The 17642-nt window shown below is 55.8% G+C and carries 9 protein-coding genes and 2 pseudogenes; 2 read left to right on the top strand and 9 right to left on the bottom strand.

The window, feature by feature from the left end; translation table 11 throughout:
* The first annotated feature begins 393 nt into the window (after positions 1-393).
* Complete coding sequence (gene blc, locus K6K13_RS09685; protein WP_222160599.1) at positions 394-942, top strand: outer membrane lipoprotein Blc; 549 nt, start codon at positions 394-396, stop codon at positions 940-942.
* 43 nt (positions 943-985) lie between these two features.
* Here blc and hypB read toward each other — a convergent pair whose 3' ends face one another.
* Genes hypB through K6K13_RS09665 form a run of 4 tightly spaced genes read right to left on the bottom strand, consistent with a single transcriptional unit; the run spans position 986 to position 2568 of the window.
* On the bottom strand, positions 986-1738 hold the full coding sequence (gene hypB, locus K6K13_RS09680; RefSeq protein ID WP_222160598.1) for a hydrogenase nickel incorporation protein HypB: 753 nt from the start codon (positions 1736-1738) through the stop codon (positions 986-988).
* An 18-nt stretch (positions 1739-1756) separates the two neighbouring features.
* Positions 1757-1984, bottom strand: coding sequence for a DUF8180 domain-containing protein (locus K6K13_RS09675; RefSeq protein ID WP_222160597.1), 228 nt, complete (start codon positions 1982-1984; stop codon positions 1757-1759).
* Positions 1981-2202 (bottom strand): CooT family nickel-binding protein, encoded by a 222-nt coding sequence (locus K6K13_RS09670; protein ID WP_222160596.1) that lies wholly within the window; start codon positions 2200-2202, stop codon positions 1981-1983. The genes K6K13_RS09675 and K6K13_RS09670 overlap by 4 nt, the downstream gene beginning before the upstream one ends.
* 3 nt (positions 2203-2205) lie before the next feature.
* On the bottom strand, positions 2206-2568 hold the full coding sequence (locus tag K6K13_RS09665; protein ID WP_222161242.1) for an ATP-binding protein: 363 nt from the start codon (positions 2566-2568) through the stop codon (positions 2206-2208).
* Positions 2569-2620: 52 nt separating this feature from the next.
* Here K6K13_RS09665 and K6K13_RS09660 point away from each other — a divergent pair.
* Positions 2621-9646 (top strand): annotated as a pseudogene (locus tag K6K13_RS09660) (GH36-type glycosyl hydrolase domain-containing protein); the annotation flags it as partial.
* A gap of 53 nt (positions 9647-9699) precedes the next feature.
* On the opposite strand, the pseudogene K6K13_RS09655 reads toward K6K13_RS09660, so the two are convergent.
* From K6K13_RS09655 to K6K13_RS09635, 5 genes and pseudogenes are all read right to left on the bottom strand, one after another.
* Positions 9700-10585: pseudogene (locus tag K6K13_RS09655) on the bottom strand (ABC transporter permease).
* A 774-nt stretch (positions 10586-11359) separates the two neighbouring features.
* On the bottom strand, positions 11360-12637 hold the full coding sequence (locus K6K13_RS09650) for a cytochrome P450 (RefSeq protein WP_222160595.1): 1278 nt from the start codon (positions 12635-12637) through the stop codon (positions 11360-11362).
* Positions 12630-14399, bottom strand: coding sequence for an ABC transporter ATP-binding protein (locus K6K13_RS09645; RefSeq protein ID WP_222160594.1), 1770 nt, complete (start codon positions 14397-14399; stop codon positions 12630-12632). Before K6K13_RS09645 ends, K6K13_RS09650 begins: the two co-directional genes overlap by 8 nt.
* Positions 14390-16177 carry an ABC transporter ATP-binding protein gene (locus K6K13_RS09640; protein ID WP_222160593.1) on the bottom strand — a complete coding sequence of 596 codons (1788 nt, stop codon included), beginning with the start codon at positions 16175-16177 and terminating at the stop codon, positions 14390-14392. Before K6K13_RS09640 ends, K6K13_RS09645 begins: the two co-directional genes overlap by 10 nt.
* The gene (locus K6K13_RS09635; protein ID WP_222160592.1) at positions 16140-17639 is read right to left on the bottom strand and encodes an ABC transporter ATP-binding protein; all 1500 of its coding nucleotides are present in this window, start codon (positions 17637-17639) and stop codon (positions 16140-16142) included. Before K6K13_RS09635 ends, K6K13_RS09640 begins: the two co-directional genes overlap by 38 nt.
* Positions 17640-17642: the final 3 nt, after the last annotated feature.

Here is a 17642-nt window from a genome sequence, read left to right as displayed (position 1 = left end):
ATTTGCTGCGATAAAATATCAATTCCTGCACATGGCGTAAATTACGAAAGACATATTAGGTATATCTAAAACAAATCCATAAAAACGCTGATCGCTCATGTTTTGCAAACGCAAAAAATCAGAATAAAACGCCGATGGAAATGATTTTAATGCCAAAAAATCACTGCATTCTCCACGTTTTCCTGCATAGCTACGCGATGTATATACCCTAAATAATTCGAATTGCAGGAAGGCGGCAAGGGAGAGAATCCCGATGAGCTTTCATAAGTAAGTGATTCGGGTGAATGAGTGAAGCCAACGCATCAGCAATTTGAAGTATGACGGGTATACAGTAAAAACAGCATTTCCCCTCTATACTTGCACACTCCCTCAAAAAATACGCAAGGAGTACGCATGAAAATGTGGCCAATCCTTACTGGTATCGCGTTATCACTGGCGCTGGTTGCCTGTAAGTCACCCTCACCCCCCAAAGGGGTAAATCCTGTTGCCGATTTTGATGCCGAGCGTTATCTGGGGAAATGGTATGAAATAGCGCGTTTGGAAAACCGTTTTGAGCGAGGTTTGCAACAGGTGACGGCAACCTATGGAAAACGCCGCGACGGGGGATTGACCGTGCTGAATCAAGGCTACGATCCGCTAAAGAAACAGTGGAAATCGAGCGAAGGCAAGGCCTATTTCACCGGTAGAACCACAACGGCGGCGCTCAAGGTCTCCTTTTTTGGTCCCTTTTATGGCGGCTATAACGTGATCGCACTGGATAATGATTACCAATACGCATTGGTCAGCGGACCAAACCGCGATTATTTATGGTTACTGTCGCGCACACCAGAGCTGCCGGCTGAGGTAAAACAGCGCTATGTGTCCATCGCGAAAAACCTCGGTTTTGCGGTGGACGATCTGGTTTGGGTCAATCAGCAGCCGCAGAAAGATAACTCACCGTGATCCATCAGCGAAGACAGGGAAGCCACCCTCGCTGATGCATGTGTCAGTTCACGCACCGATCGCCGAGCCATGCTACCCATTGTGCCCAATTCTGCGTGGTTTTGGTCGAAAGCGGTAATATGTCACTTCCTGGTGCCAAGAGCGCGACCTCCTCTCGCACGCGTTCAAGGCTGAACTCGGTAAAATAGGGTAATAAATCCACCTTGGTTACCAACACCGCTTCCGCCTGGCGGAACATCACCGGGTATTTCTCCGGTTTGTCATCGCCCTCCGGCACTGAGAGCAGCACCACGTTATGGTGTTGACCAAGATCGAAACTGGCCGGACACACCAGATTGCCAACGTTTTCGATAAACAAGATGTCCACCGGTTCAGAACAAAGCGTTTGCCAGGCCGTGTTAACCATTTGCGCATCGAGATGGCAGGCCATTCCCGTCGTGATTTGCACAACCGGGACACCTTTGCGGCGCAGGCGCAAGGCATCATTTTCGGTTTCCAAATCCCCTTCTATCACCGCCACGTTAACACCGCGCGCCGTGAGTTGTTCGAGGGTGACTTCCAGCAGTGAGGTCTTACCGCTGCCCGGTGAGGACATCAGGTTGAACACGCGCGTTCCATGGGCATCAAATTGCTGACGGTTAAGCGCCGCCCGATCGTTATTCTCTTGCAACAGGTTCTGCATCACCGCCAGCGTGCGCGGTTCAGCTGCGTTGAATGGCCTTATCGCCCGGATGGTGCCGTTAGCCAAGTGCACCTGGCTGGCATGCGGTATATTGCAGCCACAGTTATCACACATCGTCTCTCCCTCGCCTCGTCAGCCGCGCAGTGAGACAGGCTTGAGTTGCTGCGCCATCAGGGTGAGCTTTTCACTCACCGCCGTCATTTGTGCAATAACATCACGGCAGTGTTGCGCCAGTTCGTTTTGCCCATCCATTTCCAATGCACGCAGATACTTTTCCATGTCTGCAATATGCTCATCGTTATGTTCGATCCAATGCGGCACCAGCACATTGAGTTTCTTCATTAAGGGAATAGCAATCATGGGTGTTCTCCGTTTTGTTTTTCGACGCTACGCTGAACCAGCAACACTTCGTTGCGCAGACTATCAATGTGTTGAATATCAAAACCGCACAGCTCGCGCGGCGGCTCAAACAGCGCTGAAAGCGTAATGCTGTCCGGCGCAACCTGAATCGCTGCGATATCGTTCAATAACGCTTCGCGCCGATCGGCATACCGCAGTCGGACTCGCAGTTGGCACATGGGCTAGGCTCCTTGATACAGGGCGGCAAGACGCTGTCCAATCACGGCCAGTTCCGTCATAAACGCGCCGCCAAGATCGTAAGGCGCGCTGCCGCTAAGATCTGCATCACGAATGGTGTCATTCAGTGACAGGTAACCCAGTAACGGCGCGCTATCCAGCGCCGCTGCCAAAAAATCCCTGTCGGAGGGTTTGGCGATTTTACTGCCGACATACACCACGTTATGAATGCCAATTTCAGCGGCCAAGCCGCCAATCTGACGCGCGGTCTGAATGCTGCGTTGCCCCGGTTCCACCACCACAATCAGCACATCCACCGCTTCCGCGGTGGAACGCCCCAAATGTTCGATACCGGCCTCCATATCCATGATCACCACCTCTTCCCGTTCGAGCAGCAGGTGGCTCATTAAACGGCGCAGCAGTGAGCACCTCTATTTTGCGCTGCTCACCGACTTTATGGACAGTACAGCCCCTGAAACTCAGGAGCACAACGATCTCCTGGCCTGGGCAGAAGAACAGACCCGCGCGCTCAACCGCCGCTATGCCCGTGACAGCGATCCGGTCTTTTATCTGCTGCACCGCGCCCCCGCGTGGAACCCAAAACAAGGGGTATGGATGGGATATGAGCGAAAACGCGGCAAGCTGGCCCTGTTAAACCACTGGCTACGCCATCCGAATGAGCAATTTTCCCACATTGTCGGTAACGCAACGGGCCCGGTAAACACGATAAAATATGTCATCACGCTGGATTGCGATACCGTGCTGCCGCGCGACACGGCACACAAACTGATCGCTACGCTGGCTCATCCGCTCAACCATCCGCAGTACGATCCGGCCAGCCAGCGCGTGGTTGCAGGTTATGGCATTTTGCAGCCGGGAATGGCAGAAGAGATCCCCCGTTATGGGCAAGGTCGATATGCCACGCTGTTCAGCGGTGCGGCAGGCAACGATCCCTACACCATGATGTCATCCGACATTTATCAGGATCTGTTTGGCGAAGGCTCCTTTATCGGCAAAGGCATCTACGATGTGGATACTTTTACTGCCGCAACGCAGTACGTTTGCCCGGAAGATTTGGTACTAAGCCACGATCTGCTAGAAGGCTGTTATGCCCGTTCGGGGCTAGTCAGCAACGTGCTGTTGTATGAGCAGTACCCAAACCATTATCTCACCGATGTGGCGCGGCGCACACGGTGGATTAGGGGTGATTGGCAACTGCTTAACTGGTTAAAAACCCATGTGATACGTGCCGATGGATCGCTCTGCACAAACCCATTGAGTCTGCTTTCGCGTTGGAAACTGTTCGATAATTTGCGCCGCAGCCTGGTGCCACCTGCGTTTTTAACCCTGTTGCTCTGCGCCCTGTTGATCGTGCCTAACAAAGCCTATTGGCTATCAGCGTTAACGTTGACAGTGCTGCTCCCGACGCTGTTATCGACGTTTCAAGACATCATCAGTAAACCTCGCCGACGTCCGTTCGAGCAGCATGTGCGGTTAGTGATTCGCGGCGCACGCCAACGTTTACTGCGTATGGGCGTAGAGATCCTCACTTTGCCGCACCGCGCAGGGTATTCATTACACGCCGTTGCCATCACCCTGTGGCGACTCGGTGTCAGCCGACGTAATCTACATCAATGGACCCCCTTTGCACAAAGCAACGCGCTGCGCGACACCACGGCAGGTCGTTTTTACCGCGCCATGTGGCTCAACGTGGCAGCAGGGTTGGCACTCCCGCTGCTTAGCGTACAGTATGCCCCCCTGTCGCTGGTAGTGGCACTGCCTCTTGGGGCGCTCTGGTGTCTCACGCCGTTACTGCTGAGCTGGATGAGCCGCGAACCGCAACGCCAGCGAACAGCGCTGACGAGCAAGCAACAGCGACGGCTACGACAAAACTGTCGAGAAATCTGGGCATTTTTCGATACCTTTGTCACCCCAGACGACAACTGGCTGCCGCCGGACAATTATCAGGAAACACCGCACGCGGTCATTGCTCATCGCACCTCGCCCACCAACATTGGCCTGTCACTGATGGCAACACTGACTGCCCGTGATTTCGGCTATCTGCCGCTGGAAGGTGCCCTGACGCGCATCGCATCCACGTTGGATACGCTGGATAAACTGGAGCATTATCGCGGTCATTTGTATAACTGGTATGACACTCGCACCCTGGCCCCGCTGGCCCCGCGCTACATCTCCAGCGTTGACAGTGGAAATATGGCCGGTCACCTGCTCACGCTGCATGCGGCCATGCGTTCACTGCGTCACCAGCCGGTTTTTGATGCCGAGCAGGTTGTGGCCGGCCTTGATGACACGCTGCGGATTCTGGCCAGGCTCTGGAGCCGTAATGCGCCAACCACACTGCGCCAAATGCAGCGCCACTGTATCCGCGCCGCCACACTCGCACCGGCGGCTCTGTTTGGCGAACTGATGCATATGCGCGATCTCACCAGTCGCTTACTCAACCTGTGTCATGCGGATGAGGAGCTGGTTCACCGCTGGGTTGAACGCCTTCATCAACAGTTGAGTGCGCTGTGCGACGCCTGGTCGACACTGCTTGGCTGGCTGCCGGAGGATTGGGGCGATGCCCCGCTACCATCGCTCTCCTGGCTGGCTCAGGCCATCTCTGCCGGTTCGGACACGCCTGACGCAGCAACGGTGCACGCTGCACACGCACAGCTCAGCCTGATGGCAGAGATCGAACAGCGTCTGTACCAACATGCCCAGATGGATTTTGCTTTTCTCTACAATGTCACGACCAACCGGCTCAGCGTGGGGTTCAGCGTTGAAAATAACGCACTGGATAGCAGCCACTACGATCTGTTGCCCTCAGAAATTCGTCTGACCAGTTTCGTGGCCATCGCCACCAACCAGTTGCCGGTGAAAAGTTGGTCGGCGCTGGGGCGGTTGTTCACCAAAATCGACAATGAAACGGCGCTGATGTCGTGGAGTGGTTCGATGTTCGAATACCTGATGCCCAATCTGGTGATGCCAACCTATCCCGGCAGTTTGCTGGAGAAGATGAGTCAATCTGCCGTCGAGCGCCAGATACGCTGGGGACGAGAGCGCGGCGTGCCATGGGGTATTTCCGAATCGGGTTATTATGCTTTCGATGCCGCGCAAAATTACCAGTACCATGCGTTCGGTGTACCGGGCCTCGGCCTGCGTCGCGGCTTGGCCGATGATACGGTGATCGCCCCTTACGCCACGTTAATGGCGCTGATGAACGCCCCGGACAAGGCCTGCGACAATCTCGCGCGGCTGAAAAAACTCGGTGCTCACGGTGAATATGGCTTCTATGAGGCACTGGATTACACGCCATCGCGTTTAGCCAGCGGACAGACCTATGCCATCGTGCGTTCGTGGATGGCACACCATCAGGGCATGGCCTTTCAGGCACTCTCTTATGTGTTATTGGGTGCGCCGATGATCGAACGTTTTATGTCCAGCGCGGCGTTTCAATCGGCACGCTTACTGCTGCAAGAACGTGTTCCCGAAGCTATAGAGCTCTACAGCCCACGCCGGCACTTTGATGCCTACGATGGCCGCCTCAAACCGGCACAATACCAGCCGCGCCGTTTTCAGGACGCTGATACGCTGCTTCCTGAAGTGCAGTTGCTCTCCAATCATGACTATCACCTGATGGTTACGCAGTCGGGCGGTGGCTACAGCCGATGGCGTGACATCGCTCTCACCCGCTGACGCAGCGATACGACCTGCGATAACTGGGGAAGTTATTGCTACCTCAGCGATCCGCAAACCGGTGACGTGTGGAATAGCACCTGGCAAGCTGACGGCGATGTGGCCAGCCACTACGAGGTGATTTTCACGGATGCCGGCGCCGAATTCACCCGCAAAGCGGATAGCCTGCGCGTAAAAAACCATATTGTGGTATCGCCGGAAGATGATATCGAACTGCGCCGGATAACCCTGCTGCATCGCGGTCGTCAGCCACGCACCCTTGCACTGACCACTTATGCTGAGGTGGTGCTGGCGCCCATGGCAAGCGATCTGGCCCATCCGGCATTCAGCAACCTGTTTGTGCAAACCGAACTGGTCCCTGAGCACGATGCCATTTTGTGCCACCGCCGCCCACGCGCCCCGGAAGAACGCGGCCCGTGGCTGTTCCACATGGTGGTGGTGCGCGGACAAGTGGAAAGCACGGTATCATTTGATACTGACCGAGCCGCTTTCCTGGGGCGTGGCCGTATTCCCGCCACGGCCACTGCGCTGCGCCAACCGGGCCCACTCAGCAACAGCGCCGGTGCCGTACTCGATCCTATCCTGGCGATACGCCAGTGCGTGGTATTGCCACCCGGCGTTCCGGTCACCATAGACGTGTTCTATGGCGTGACGGAAAGCCGCACACACAGTCAGGCGCTGATGGAGAAATACCGCGATGGGCCGATTGCCAACCGGGTATTTGAATTGGCGAGTTCCCACAGCCATATTTTGCTGCGGCAAATCAATGCCAATGAGGATGACGCCGCGCTGTTCAACCGCCTTGCCAGCGCCGTGCTGTTCCCGGTGGCGGAATTACGCGCCGAAGGGAATATCATCACGCGTAACCGTCGCGGGCAATCGGGTCTGTGGGGATGGGGGATATCTGGCGACGTGCCGATTGTACTGTTGACCGTCACCAGCGATGAAAGCATGACGCTGATCGCCACATTGATCCAGGCGCACCACTACTGGCGGCTAAAAGGCCTGAAAGTGGATATGGTCATCCTCAACACCCATCAGGGTGGCTACCAGCAGGAGTTGCATCATCGCATTATTAACCTGATCGCCGCGTGCGCAGAAGGCAATCAAATCGACAAGCCAGGCGGTATCTTCGTGCGCAACGGTGAACAGCTTTCCGCTGAGGATCGCCTGCTGTTGATGAGCGTGGCGCATATTTTTCTCGACGATCGTGCCGGTGAGCTATCGACACAGTTGACCCAAAAACTGTCCGGTGCCGTTGCTCCTCAGCCCCTGCGTGTAGCGCGAGCGGCAGGCGACAACACGCACTATCATCCCTGGCATCCCGACACGCACAACTTGCAATTTTTTAATGGGCTCGGAGGATTTTCAGCGGATGGCCGGGAATATCACATCGTGTTGAACGAGGGCGACACCACTCCTGCCCCCTGGTCGAATGTGCTGGCGAATACCCAGTTCGGCAGCGTCGTGTCAGAGGCGGGACAAGCCTACACCTGGTACGAAAACGCCCATGAATACCGGTTAACACCGTGGGAAAACGATCCGATCAGCGATCGCTCTGGGGAATCCTTTTACTTGCGTGATGAGGAGAGCGGTGCCGTGTGGTCGCCCACCACGCTGCCCTTACGCGGTCAGGGGGCTTACCTGTCGCGTCACGGCTTTGGCTATAGCGTATTTGCGCATCGCGAAACCGGCATTGACAGCGAATTAACCGTACTGGTCGCGCGGGATGCCCCAGTGAAACTCATGATGCTCACCCTTCACAACCGTTCAGGTCGCACGCGCACACTGTCTGCAACCGGCTATGTGGAATGGGTGCTCGGCGTTTCTCGTCTTTCCAGCGCGCTGCATGTCGCGACGCGCCCGGCCAACGTGCACAAAGGCTGCGGAATTCTGGCCACTAACCATTACGGCAGCAACGGGTCGGAGCAAACGGCATTTTTTGCCGTCAGCGGCACACAGTGCTCCTTTACCGCCGATCGGCGAGAGTTTCTCGGACGCAACGGATCGCGCTATCGCCCGGCAGCCATGGCACAAGTGACGCTGTCGGAGAAAACCGGAGCTGGATTCGATCCCTGTGCAGCCGTGCAGTCCGTTGTCTCATTGATCGACGGCGATCGGCAAACGCTGGTGTTCACGCTCGGCATCGGTAGCACCCCACAGGAAGCCGAAGCGCTGATCGCGCGTTACCTTAATGAAACCGCCGCCCAATGTGCGTTGGCCGACGTACACCGTTATTGGCATCAGATGCTTGATACCGTCATCGTTAATACGCCCGATGCCGCCGTTAATCTGTTAGCCAACGGCTGGCTGCTGTACCAGACGCTGGCGTGTCGCATCATGGCGCGCAGCGGTTATTACCAATCCGGCGGGGCCTTCGGCTTTCGCGATCAGCTTCAGGACACGCTGGCACTCAGCCATGCGGCCCCCGAGCGGCTGCACGATCAACTTTTACTCTGTGCCTCACGCCAGTTTATTGAAGGAGATGTGCAACACTGGTGGCATCCCCCTTTAGGCAATGGGGTGCGCACCCGCTGCTCGGATGATTATCTGTGGCTACCCCTGGCACTGTGTCACTACGTGGAAACCACGGGCGATCTGTCCATTCTGGAACAGACGGTGCCCTATCTGGAAGGACGGCAACTGCTGCCCGGCGAAGAATCGGCCTATGAGCAGCCAGTGGTCAGCGCGCAGTGTGAAACGCTGTGGCAACACTGTGTGCGTGCTATCGAGCACGGGCTTGCCACCGGTCGCCACGGTTTGCCCCTGATAGGAGCCGGGGACTGGAACGATGGCATGAATCTGGTCGGGCTGGAAGGCAAAGGCGAAAGCGTCTGGCTGGCCTTTTTCCTCTACGATATTTTGCAGCGTTTTGCCGCACTGGCCGAGCGTCGCCAGGAGCACAGCCTTGCCGCTCGCTGCCGCGAACACGCGGCGCAATTGCAGCAAAATATTGAAACCCATGCCTGGGACGGTGCCTGGTATCGTCGTGGCTACTTTGACAACGGAGAGCCACTGGGGTCGCACCTGTCAACGGAGTGCCAGATCGATGCCATTGCCCAAAGCTGGTCGGTGCTGTCAGGCGCGGGCAAACCACAACGCTGTGCGCAGGCCATGAAGGCATTGGATACCTACCTGGTCAATCAGGACGCCGGATTCATTCAACTACTGACACCGCCGTTTAATGGCAACGGGCCAAACCCGGGATACATCCAAGGCTACGTTCCCGGCGTGCGGGAAAACGGCGGACAATACACCCATGGCGCGATTTGGGCGATCATGGCGTTTGCGCACAGCGGGAATCGCGCGCGCGCCTGGGAGCTTTGGTCGATGATCAATCCGATCAACCACAGCCTGACACCGCATGCTGCGTCGCGTTATAAAGTCGAACCCTATGTGATGACGGCGGATATCTATAGCGTCGAACCCCATACCGGGCGCGGCGGCTGGAGTTGGTATACGGGTTCGGCAGGCTGGGCCTATCGCCTGATTGTCGAAACGCTACTGGGGGTGACACGCCACGGTGATGCGCTCGCCATTGCTACCGAACTGCCCCACGACTGGCCGTCGGCCAGCCTCAGCTATCAGTACGGTAATAGCCGCTATGACATCACCCTGCGCAACAGCAGCGGCGAATATCGCCTGACGCTGGACGGTACCGAACTGCCACAAGGCAAGATACCGCTCATCGACGACGGGCAATCCCATCAGGTGGAGATTGCCTTAGGGAATAACGCGGTTGGATAAACGCCGCTGGCGTGCCGGTAGCAGACGGCAGAGTGTCTGCTACCGGGCCATGGTTATGCTTTGCTGAGCCCCAATTGCCCTTTCACACCGATGAAACACAGTAGCAGAGCCCCCCACAGCGCCAGGGTCAGATACGGACTGACGCCCATAATATTAAACCCGCTTTCAATGGTTTGCAGCAGAATCAGAGCCAGTGCCATGCCGATAATCTTTCCACTGCCACCATCGGGATTCCCCCCCCCAACACCACTGCCAGAATGGCGGTCAGCAAATAAGACTCCCCGTATGAAGCTTTGGCGGAATTGAGTTTTGACATCATTAAAAATGCTGCCACAGCGCACAACAGTGCGGAAATGACATACACCCACAGCAGCACCTGACGCGTATTGATGCCGGAATACCCGGTGGCACGTTCATTGGAGCCGATGAAATAAATCGCCCTGCCCAGCGTGCTGCGCTCCAGTACCAGCCAGAGCACGATGGCAACCACCACAAACAACCACATCGGAAGCGGCACACCAAACCACTGTGCACGATTTAACCACAGTACCCATTCGGGATAATTGGCAATGGCGCTGCCGCCGGTAATCAAAATATTGATCCCCTTGAGCAACGTCATCATGCCAAGCGTCGCCAGGATGGGCGACACCCGGAGGCCGGCAATCAACACCCCGTTACACAGTCCAATCAGCGCTGCCGCCCCAACGCCCGCCACCAGCGTGGCAGCGACGGCGGGTAACTGACGGCCACCCAGGCCATCACTAACGAGCAGGCATTTGCCGTTGAAATGATCGACAAGTTGATGCCACCGCACAGCATGGTGACGGCCATCGCCAGCGTTAATATGCCGAGAACCGGCATCTGAGAGGCAATTTTTATCTCCTGCAAAATAACCGATTTATCGACATCCAACCAATTTTCATTTCTATCACGTAGCATCAAGGCCGCACGAAACTGGCAAGCACCGTCTTGAGGCAACATGTAGCGCAGTTGACGGTTGTTGTCGTTGAAAGTGGCGTAATCTACCGCATCAAACGTCCCTTGCTCCGGTGTATACCACTTCGGTTTGACGGGCAAACTATCAAGATCCATGATTTTTTCTTTCACCAGGGCCGGTATATTATCCGTACAGGGTTCTTCGTCTTTGAGGTGCGTGCCGGCAATAAACAACAGCGCAAACCGGTCTTGTAGAAACGTATTGTTGATCCACTGGGGGAAATCTGTGATTAACGATTGACACTGCGCGCGCGCCTTTTTGGCGACGTTGGCAGCACCGTCTTCATCCTGGCACACAATACGACAGAGGTAATCCTGGGTAAGCGTTGCAATCTCGCCTTTCCCAAGAGCGATATTTTGTAATAACTCAATGCTCTCACAACAGTTATTTTTTGCCCGATGGTATACGCTATCAAGGTGTTGTTTTATCGTGGCACCATCACCACCATCACAATGCAAAGGCGTTCCCTCGATAGCCGCTGAAATAAGTATGCCGAGCCGATGGCTATGCGCATCTGAATCATATAAAGGGGATGATGGAATAAGTGTTGAGCACGATCGATGCGGTATCAATGTAGACATGAGAATAACTTAGCGTATTGAACGGATACTGATTTTTACACCGTAAACACAGAATATTCATTCAAAAAATAAGCCGTTATTTTTTAACGGCTATTACTACTCTTCATCACAAGAGAGCATTGCCGCACTCTATCGCTATAACCCTTTGTAGCGCAGCGGCATACGCCGAATACCGGTGTGCTTGTTGCTGCGCACCCATTCCACGGGACCGTTTAAGGCGAAGGTATCAATGTGGTTTAGCAATTCCCGAAAGACAACCCGCATCTCCAGCGTCGCCAACTGCGCCCCCAGACAGCTGTGTCCCCCACTACCGAACGCTAAATGGGCATTTTTTTCCCGACAGATATCAAAAGCAAAGGGGTTTTCAAACTGCTGTTCATCGCGATTGGCAGAAGCCCACCACAGTGTCACTTTCTCGCCAGCTTTGATGCGCTTACCCGCGACGTCAACATCACGCGTCGCGGTGCGGCGGTTGTACGGCGTGGGAGAGGTCCAGCGTAGAATTTCCTCCAGCGCCCGGTTCATTCGCACAGGTTCACGTTGCAACAGCAGCCACTGCTGCGGATGCTGAATAAACGTCAGTATTCCCCCCGCAATAGCATTACGCGTGGTTTCCAAGCCGGCCACCATCACCACGCTAAACACCATCACTTGCTCCATCGGCGTTAAGCTGCCCAGTTCGGCAGACAGTTCTCCCGCAATTGCCAGCGAAACAATGTCATCACCGGGAGCCTGACGGCGTTGTTCCACAAAGCGCTGCGCGTAAGCCATAAACTGCTGCATGCCTTGCTGACTGCTGGCACTGCTCTGCCCTAATTGACGATCGGCATAATCAAGCACCGCGTTAATCCACCCCGAGATCGGGTGCCGATCTTCAGGAGGAATCCCGACCAAATGCGCAATGGCAAACAGCGGAAGTTCGGCGGCAATATCCGACACAAAATCCCCTTCGCCTTTGGTTAATGCGCTCACGATGGCCTGACGTGCCGCCACGGTGAGAACCGGCTCCAGCGCAGCAATGCGCCCACGGGTGATCCCCGGAGCCATCAGACGCCGCAACGCTTTGTGACGCGGATCGTCCATCATATTGATGACGGTCCCTGGCCCTGCGGCGCTGGGAAGATCCTCAATCATGGTTCCGCCTCCGGTACGAGCGCCACCACGGTGTGAGGAGAAGGTATCGATATCTCTGGCGAGCGGTACAATATCCTGATAGCGAGTGAACACCCAAAAACCTTCATTATCCGGCGTTAACGGCGTAGCCGGATGATACAGCACGCCATCATTCTGTCGTAATTGAGTGAACACGTCATGGGGGAAGCCCTGAGAGAACAGCGTCAAATCCGTTAAATCAACATCAGGCAACGGCCAATACGTCGCGCAACGTTCACTGTCACAAAGATGCTCAGACATTATCTCCTCCTTGATCTTCTCGGGGATGAACAATACGCCATCCTTCAGCGCGAACTTTTGCCTGCCAAAGGGCCGCGTAGCGTCCATTCTTGGCCAACAACTGTTGATGATTGCCCTGTTCCACAATTTGCCCGTGGTCAAGCACTAAAATGTTGTCTGCATTGCGGATAGTGTGCAGTTGATGGGCAATGACCAGCATGGTGCAGTGACCACGCAACGCGTTAAGCCCCTGCGCGATCGCTTCCTGGTTTTCCGGATCCAACGCACCGGTCGCCTCATCCAGCAGCAGGATTGGCGCATTTTTCAGCAATGCACGTGCCAGTGCGGCACGCTGGCGTTCCCCCCCCGACAGAAATCCGCCCCCTTCTCCAACCCGACTATCGAGTCCCAGCGGTAAGCGCTGCACAACCTCGTCCAAACGCGTCAGTTTCAGAACGTTTTTCAAGGTGTCATCATCAGCGGCCGGGTTTCCCATCATCAGGTTTTCCCGCAGAGTACCACTGAACAGATAATTGTCCTGAAACACTTGTGAAATCATATTCATGTGTTGCATGACAGGGAAACTCTTCACATTAATGCCGCCAATAGCAATCACCCCATTATCCGGATCGAAAAAACGGGCAATCAATTTGGTCAAGGTGGTTTTTCCCGAACCGGATGCTCCTACCACGGCGGTCACGCTATTAGCTGGCAACGTCGCGGAAACACGCTGCAGCGCCCTAACACCGGGCTGATAGCTGAAGGTCACATCACGTAATTCGATGGTGTAGTGTTGTGGTAAAGGCACGGGCTCTGTCGGTGCCGGTAACGACAGTTGTGACAACACGTTTTCAGCCGCTTCCATTTGGGCTGACGCCATACGGATACCTGAGCCATAAGAGGCCACCTCACTGAGGGGATCGATAACCCTGCTCACCAGCACCAGTAAGGCAAACAGCGTGGTTTGCTGCGCCGCATCGCCTTCCATCACCACCAGCCAGGTAATCCCTGCCATCAGCCCCATCAACGCCAATTGCCCCAACCAGGTGTTTAACAGCAACGGCGGCAACACCAGCCATAACTGACGCCGCCCAGCCCGGCTTTGCGCCACAAGTGCCTGATCAAACTGTTGATATCCCTGTGCGGACTTGCCATAGGTGCGTAACACCGGCTGACTTTGCGCAAACTCCACCATGCGATCGCACGCCTGTGCATTGGCCGTCTGAACGGCTCGATCAGCGGTGCGCCCCAGCCGTCCGGCCCACCAATACACCAGCCCCAGCATGGGAAACAGAAACGCCGCGCACAGTGCTACGCGCCAGTCGAAAAAACTGGTTGCCACCACCACCACCGCTGGCGTGATCACCGCCCGTAACAAGGGGGTTAACTGGTGGGCAGGCAATCCCAGGATCTCCATCACGCCCTGACTGAGTAATAGGCCCAATCGGCTGGTATTGGCGCGCACAAACCAGCCCAGTGGTAATGTGACCACATGATCGCCAATGCGACGACGCAATTGGCTCATTAACGTTGCCGCCACCTGAAATCCACTGTACGCCGCGCGATAGTGCAAATACCCGGTTAGCACCACCCCCACGCCTAACGGCAGCAACCACATCAACGCATCGTCCACGCGCAGATCCAGCAGAGCGTGGATAATGGGCACCACCAGTACAAACGTCAGCCCCTGCATCAGACAATAGCTAAACACCCATAGCAAATAATGCCGCAGCAACAACGCGTGAGATTTCCCCATCAGTCTGGTCAGGCGCATCAACAGCATATTGCCTCCTGTTGCCCTTGTTGTACCGCCCACAGCCGTGCATATTCACCGCCACCGGCCAACAAATCGGCATGACACCCTTGCGCGTCAATACGGCCATGCGACAGCACGACAATGTTATCTGCGTGCGTGATGGTCTCCAGCCGGTGGGCGATCACCAGCACCACCTGACGACGTTGGTGCGCGATCAATGCATTGAACGCTGACTGTATCGCGGCTTCTGATTCCGCATCCGCCTGCGCGGTGGGCTCATCCAACACCAGCACGGCAGGTTTCAGTAACAGCGCGCGGGCAATGCTAACCCGCTGTTCCTCACCGCCTGACAGTGTGGCATCATCGCCGTATACCGATTGATAACCGCGCGGTAAACACAGAATGCGCTCGTGAATATGCGCCGCCTTGGCGGCGGCGACCACCTGCTCTTTACTGGCCTGCGGATCGCCCAGCGCAATGTTGTCATACAAACTCATTCGCAACAGTCGCGTGTCCTGAAACACAGTACCGATCTGGCGGTATAAATGTCGGCTGTCAATCTGGCTCAACTCAATGCCACCCAAGGTAATTTGGCCGTGGTCGGGCACATCGAAGCGCAACAATAAGCGCGCCAGCGTTGATTTTCCCGCGCCAGAGGCACCCACCAGCGCGGTTACCGTGCCTGGCGTGAGGGTGAGCGAGATGTTGTGTAACAGGGTGGTACCAGGCTGATAACCAAAATCAATCTGGTCAAACACTACCTCGTTATTCTGAGGAAACCGGCTCAGCGTCGGCTCCGGTTGCAGCGGGATCGTCAACAGTGTGGCAAGCCGCTCTAACGCGGCTTTCGCCATACGCAGGGATTGCGCGCTATGGCTCAGTGTGGTCACGGGCACAGAGATCCCGAGCGCAATCACCAGAAACGGGAGCAGTTGTGTCATCCCAAGCATCCCCTGATGCATCAACCCGATGCCGCCGACCAGCATCAACATCAGCATAGTAATGGGCGCGATCATCACAGCAGACAAACACTCAGGCTTGATCAGCGGCAGCGCCCAATCCAAGAAGAAACGTTGAAACCCCGTTGTTGCCTGACAATAAGCCTGATGGGCTTTACCGCTGAGCCCAAAAGTCTTGACCACGGTGATGCCCTGAACGTACTCCACCACCGATTGGTTTACCTGTGTCAGCGCTGTACCGTATTCTGACATTTTGCGTTGACACCCTTTCTGCACTTGCCGATAGAACACCGTAAACAGCAGCAGCGGCACCAGCGCCACCAGCGTCATACGCCAGTCAACCCACAGCAGATAACCGTAGACAAACAGCAATGTGGCGCTCGCATTGGTGATATTGAGCCAGGCATGCGCTACCAGATGATGAATTGCCGTAACGTCATCCTGAAGCCCTTGTTTGATCCGTCCGCTGGTCTGGGCAGTAAACCAGCCGAGCGGTGCCTGAGACAGGCGTTGCGCTAATTGGCGGCGTAGCGATAAGGCCAAACGATTATCGGCCAGATGAGTAATCAGTTCCGCCAGGCCGCGCAGGGCCAAACCGGAAGCCAGACAGGCGCAGGCCAGCATAATGACGTGCCAGGCCTCCTTATGTCGCGTCAGCGACGTACTCATCAACACCTGGATCAGTTCACACAATTCAACCAGCGGTACCAACACCAACCCCGCCGAAAACAGTTGCAGCACTGCGGCAAACGTGATCCAACCACGAATAGGCGCTAACAGTGACGTCGGATTGATACTCTCAAGCGAATCAGTAGGTGATGATAGAGGGGTTATCGGCTCCGTCATTAACGGGCTCTCCTTGTTGCTGGGGTAATGAAGGGGTGATGCCCGACGCGGGGCTAAGCAGTAACACCCGATGGCACAGCGCACGTACGCTTTCCACCTGATGCGTGATCAACAACAGTGCCATGTGGTGTTCATGGCAAAGACGTTGTAAAAGCACAAGAATTTGTCTGGCGGTGAGCGCATCCAGCGCTGAAGTGACTTCATCACAAATCAACACGGTAGGTTTAGCGGCCAGCGCGCGTGCCAAAGCAACCCGCTGCAATTCCCCACCGGATAGCTGTGCCGGAAAGCGCAGGGCACAAGCCGCTGGCAAGGCCACCGCCGCCAGTAAGTGTTCAACGCTGTACTCCTGATGGAGGCCGTAACGCCGCAGTGCCTGATATAACTGCGCACCAACGCGCCGAAAGGGATTGAGGGTTCTCGCCGGATCCTGCGGCACCAACGCTACCGCCTGCTGTTGACCACGTTGACGCTGTTGAACCGCCGTCGCCAACGGTTCCCCAGCTAAGCGCAGCGTTCCTTGCCGAGGTGCCAGAAGCCCGATCACGGTTTTAGCGAGCGTACTTTTCCCCACGCCGGACACGCCGTGTAATGCCACCATTTCTCCGGCATAAAGCTGCAAGGACAACGGCGGCAGCAGGTTTTCTGAGTACGGCAGAGACAGCAACAGGCTGTCGAGTTCAAGCACAGGGCGCGAGCGCGTAGCGACCGATAGCGAGATCGGTGCGCTATCCGGTACCTGCCACGGGTTCAACAAGGGAATATCTTTCTGCGCCAGCAGACTGTCCACGTGGCCGTAAGCCTGCTGCTGCCCGTGCTGTAACACCAGGATATGGGTTGCCAAGTCACGCACACTGGTTGCATCATGGCTGATAAACAGCAACGCACCGCGATGCCCTCGCTGCCAATGCCTCAGCACCGCAATCATGTTATACCGCTGTGCGTCATCAATACCGGCGAAAGGCTCATCCAACAGGAGTAAGCGAGGCCGCTTGAGCAGCACGCGAATTAACGCCACACGCCGCCGTTGACCGCCAGACAGTTGATGCGGATAACGACGCAGGAAAGTGTTATCCGTGGGTAATCCTATCGCGCGCAGTAACGTGACAGCGTCACTTAATGTTTCAGGTGTTTTTGATACAAAACCCAGCAACAGTTGTTCAACCCGCTGAGTGGGCACCAGTTCCTGTGCCGGATCCTGCCCCAGCCAGGCGCACTGCTGTGCACGCAACGTTCGTAAACGTTCACCGTCGGCATCATGAACTGCGCAACCGCAACAGAAGATCTCCCCTGCCACCCGACGCATTCCCGGTGCAAGTTCCCCGAGCAGCGATCGCAGCAGGGTACTCTTCCCCGCCCCGCTGCACCCGACAACGGCCAGCACGTCATCGATACCAAGACAGAAAGAGATGCCGGCCAGCACCGGGTTACCTACAGCGTCTTCAACGCCTAATTTCGTCACCTG

Origin of the sequence: Symbiopectobacterium purcellii (assembly GCF_019797845.1) — a bacterium.
GTDB lineage: Bacteria > Pseudomonadota > Gammaproteobacteria > Enterobacterales > Enterobacteriaceae > Symbiopectobacterium > Symbiopectobacterium purcellii.
This window is presented reverse-complemented; position numbering and strand designations above follow the sequence as displayed.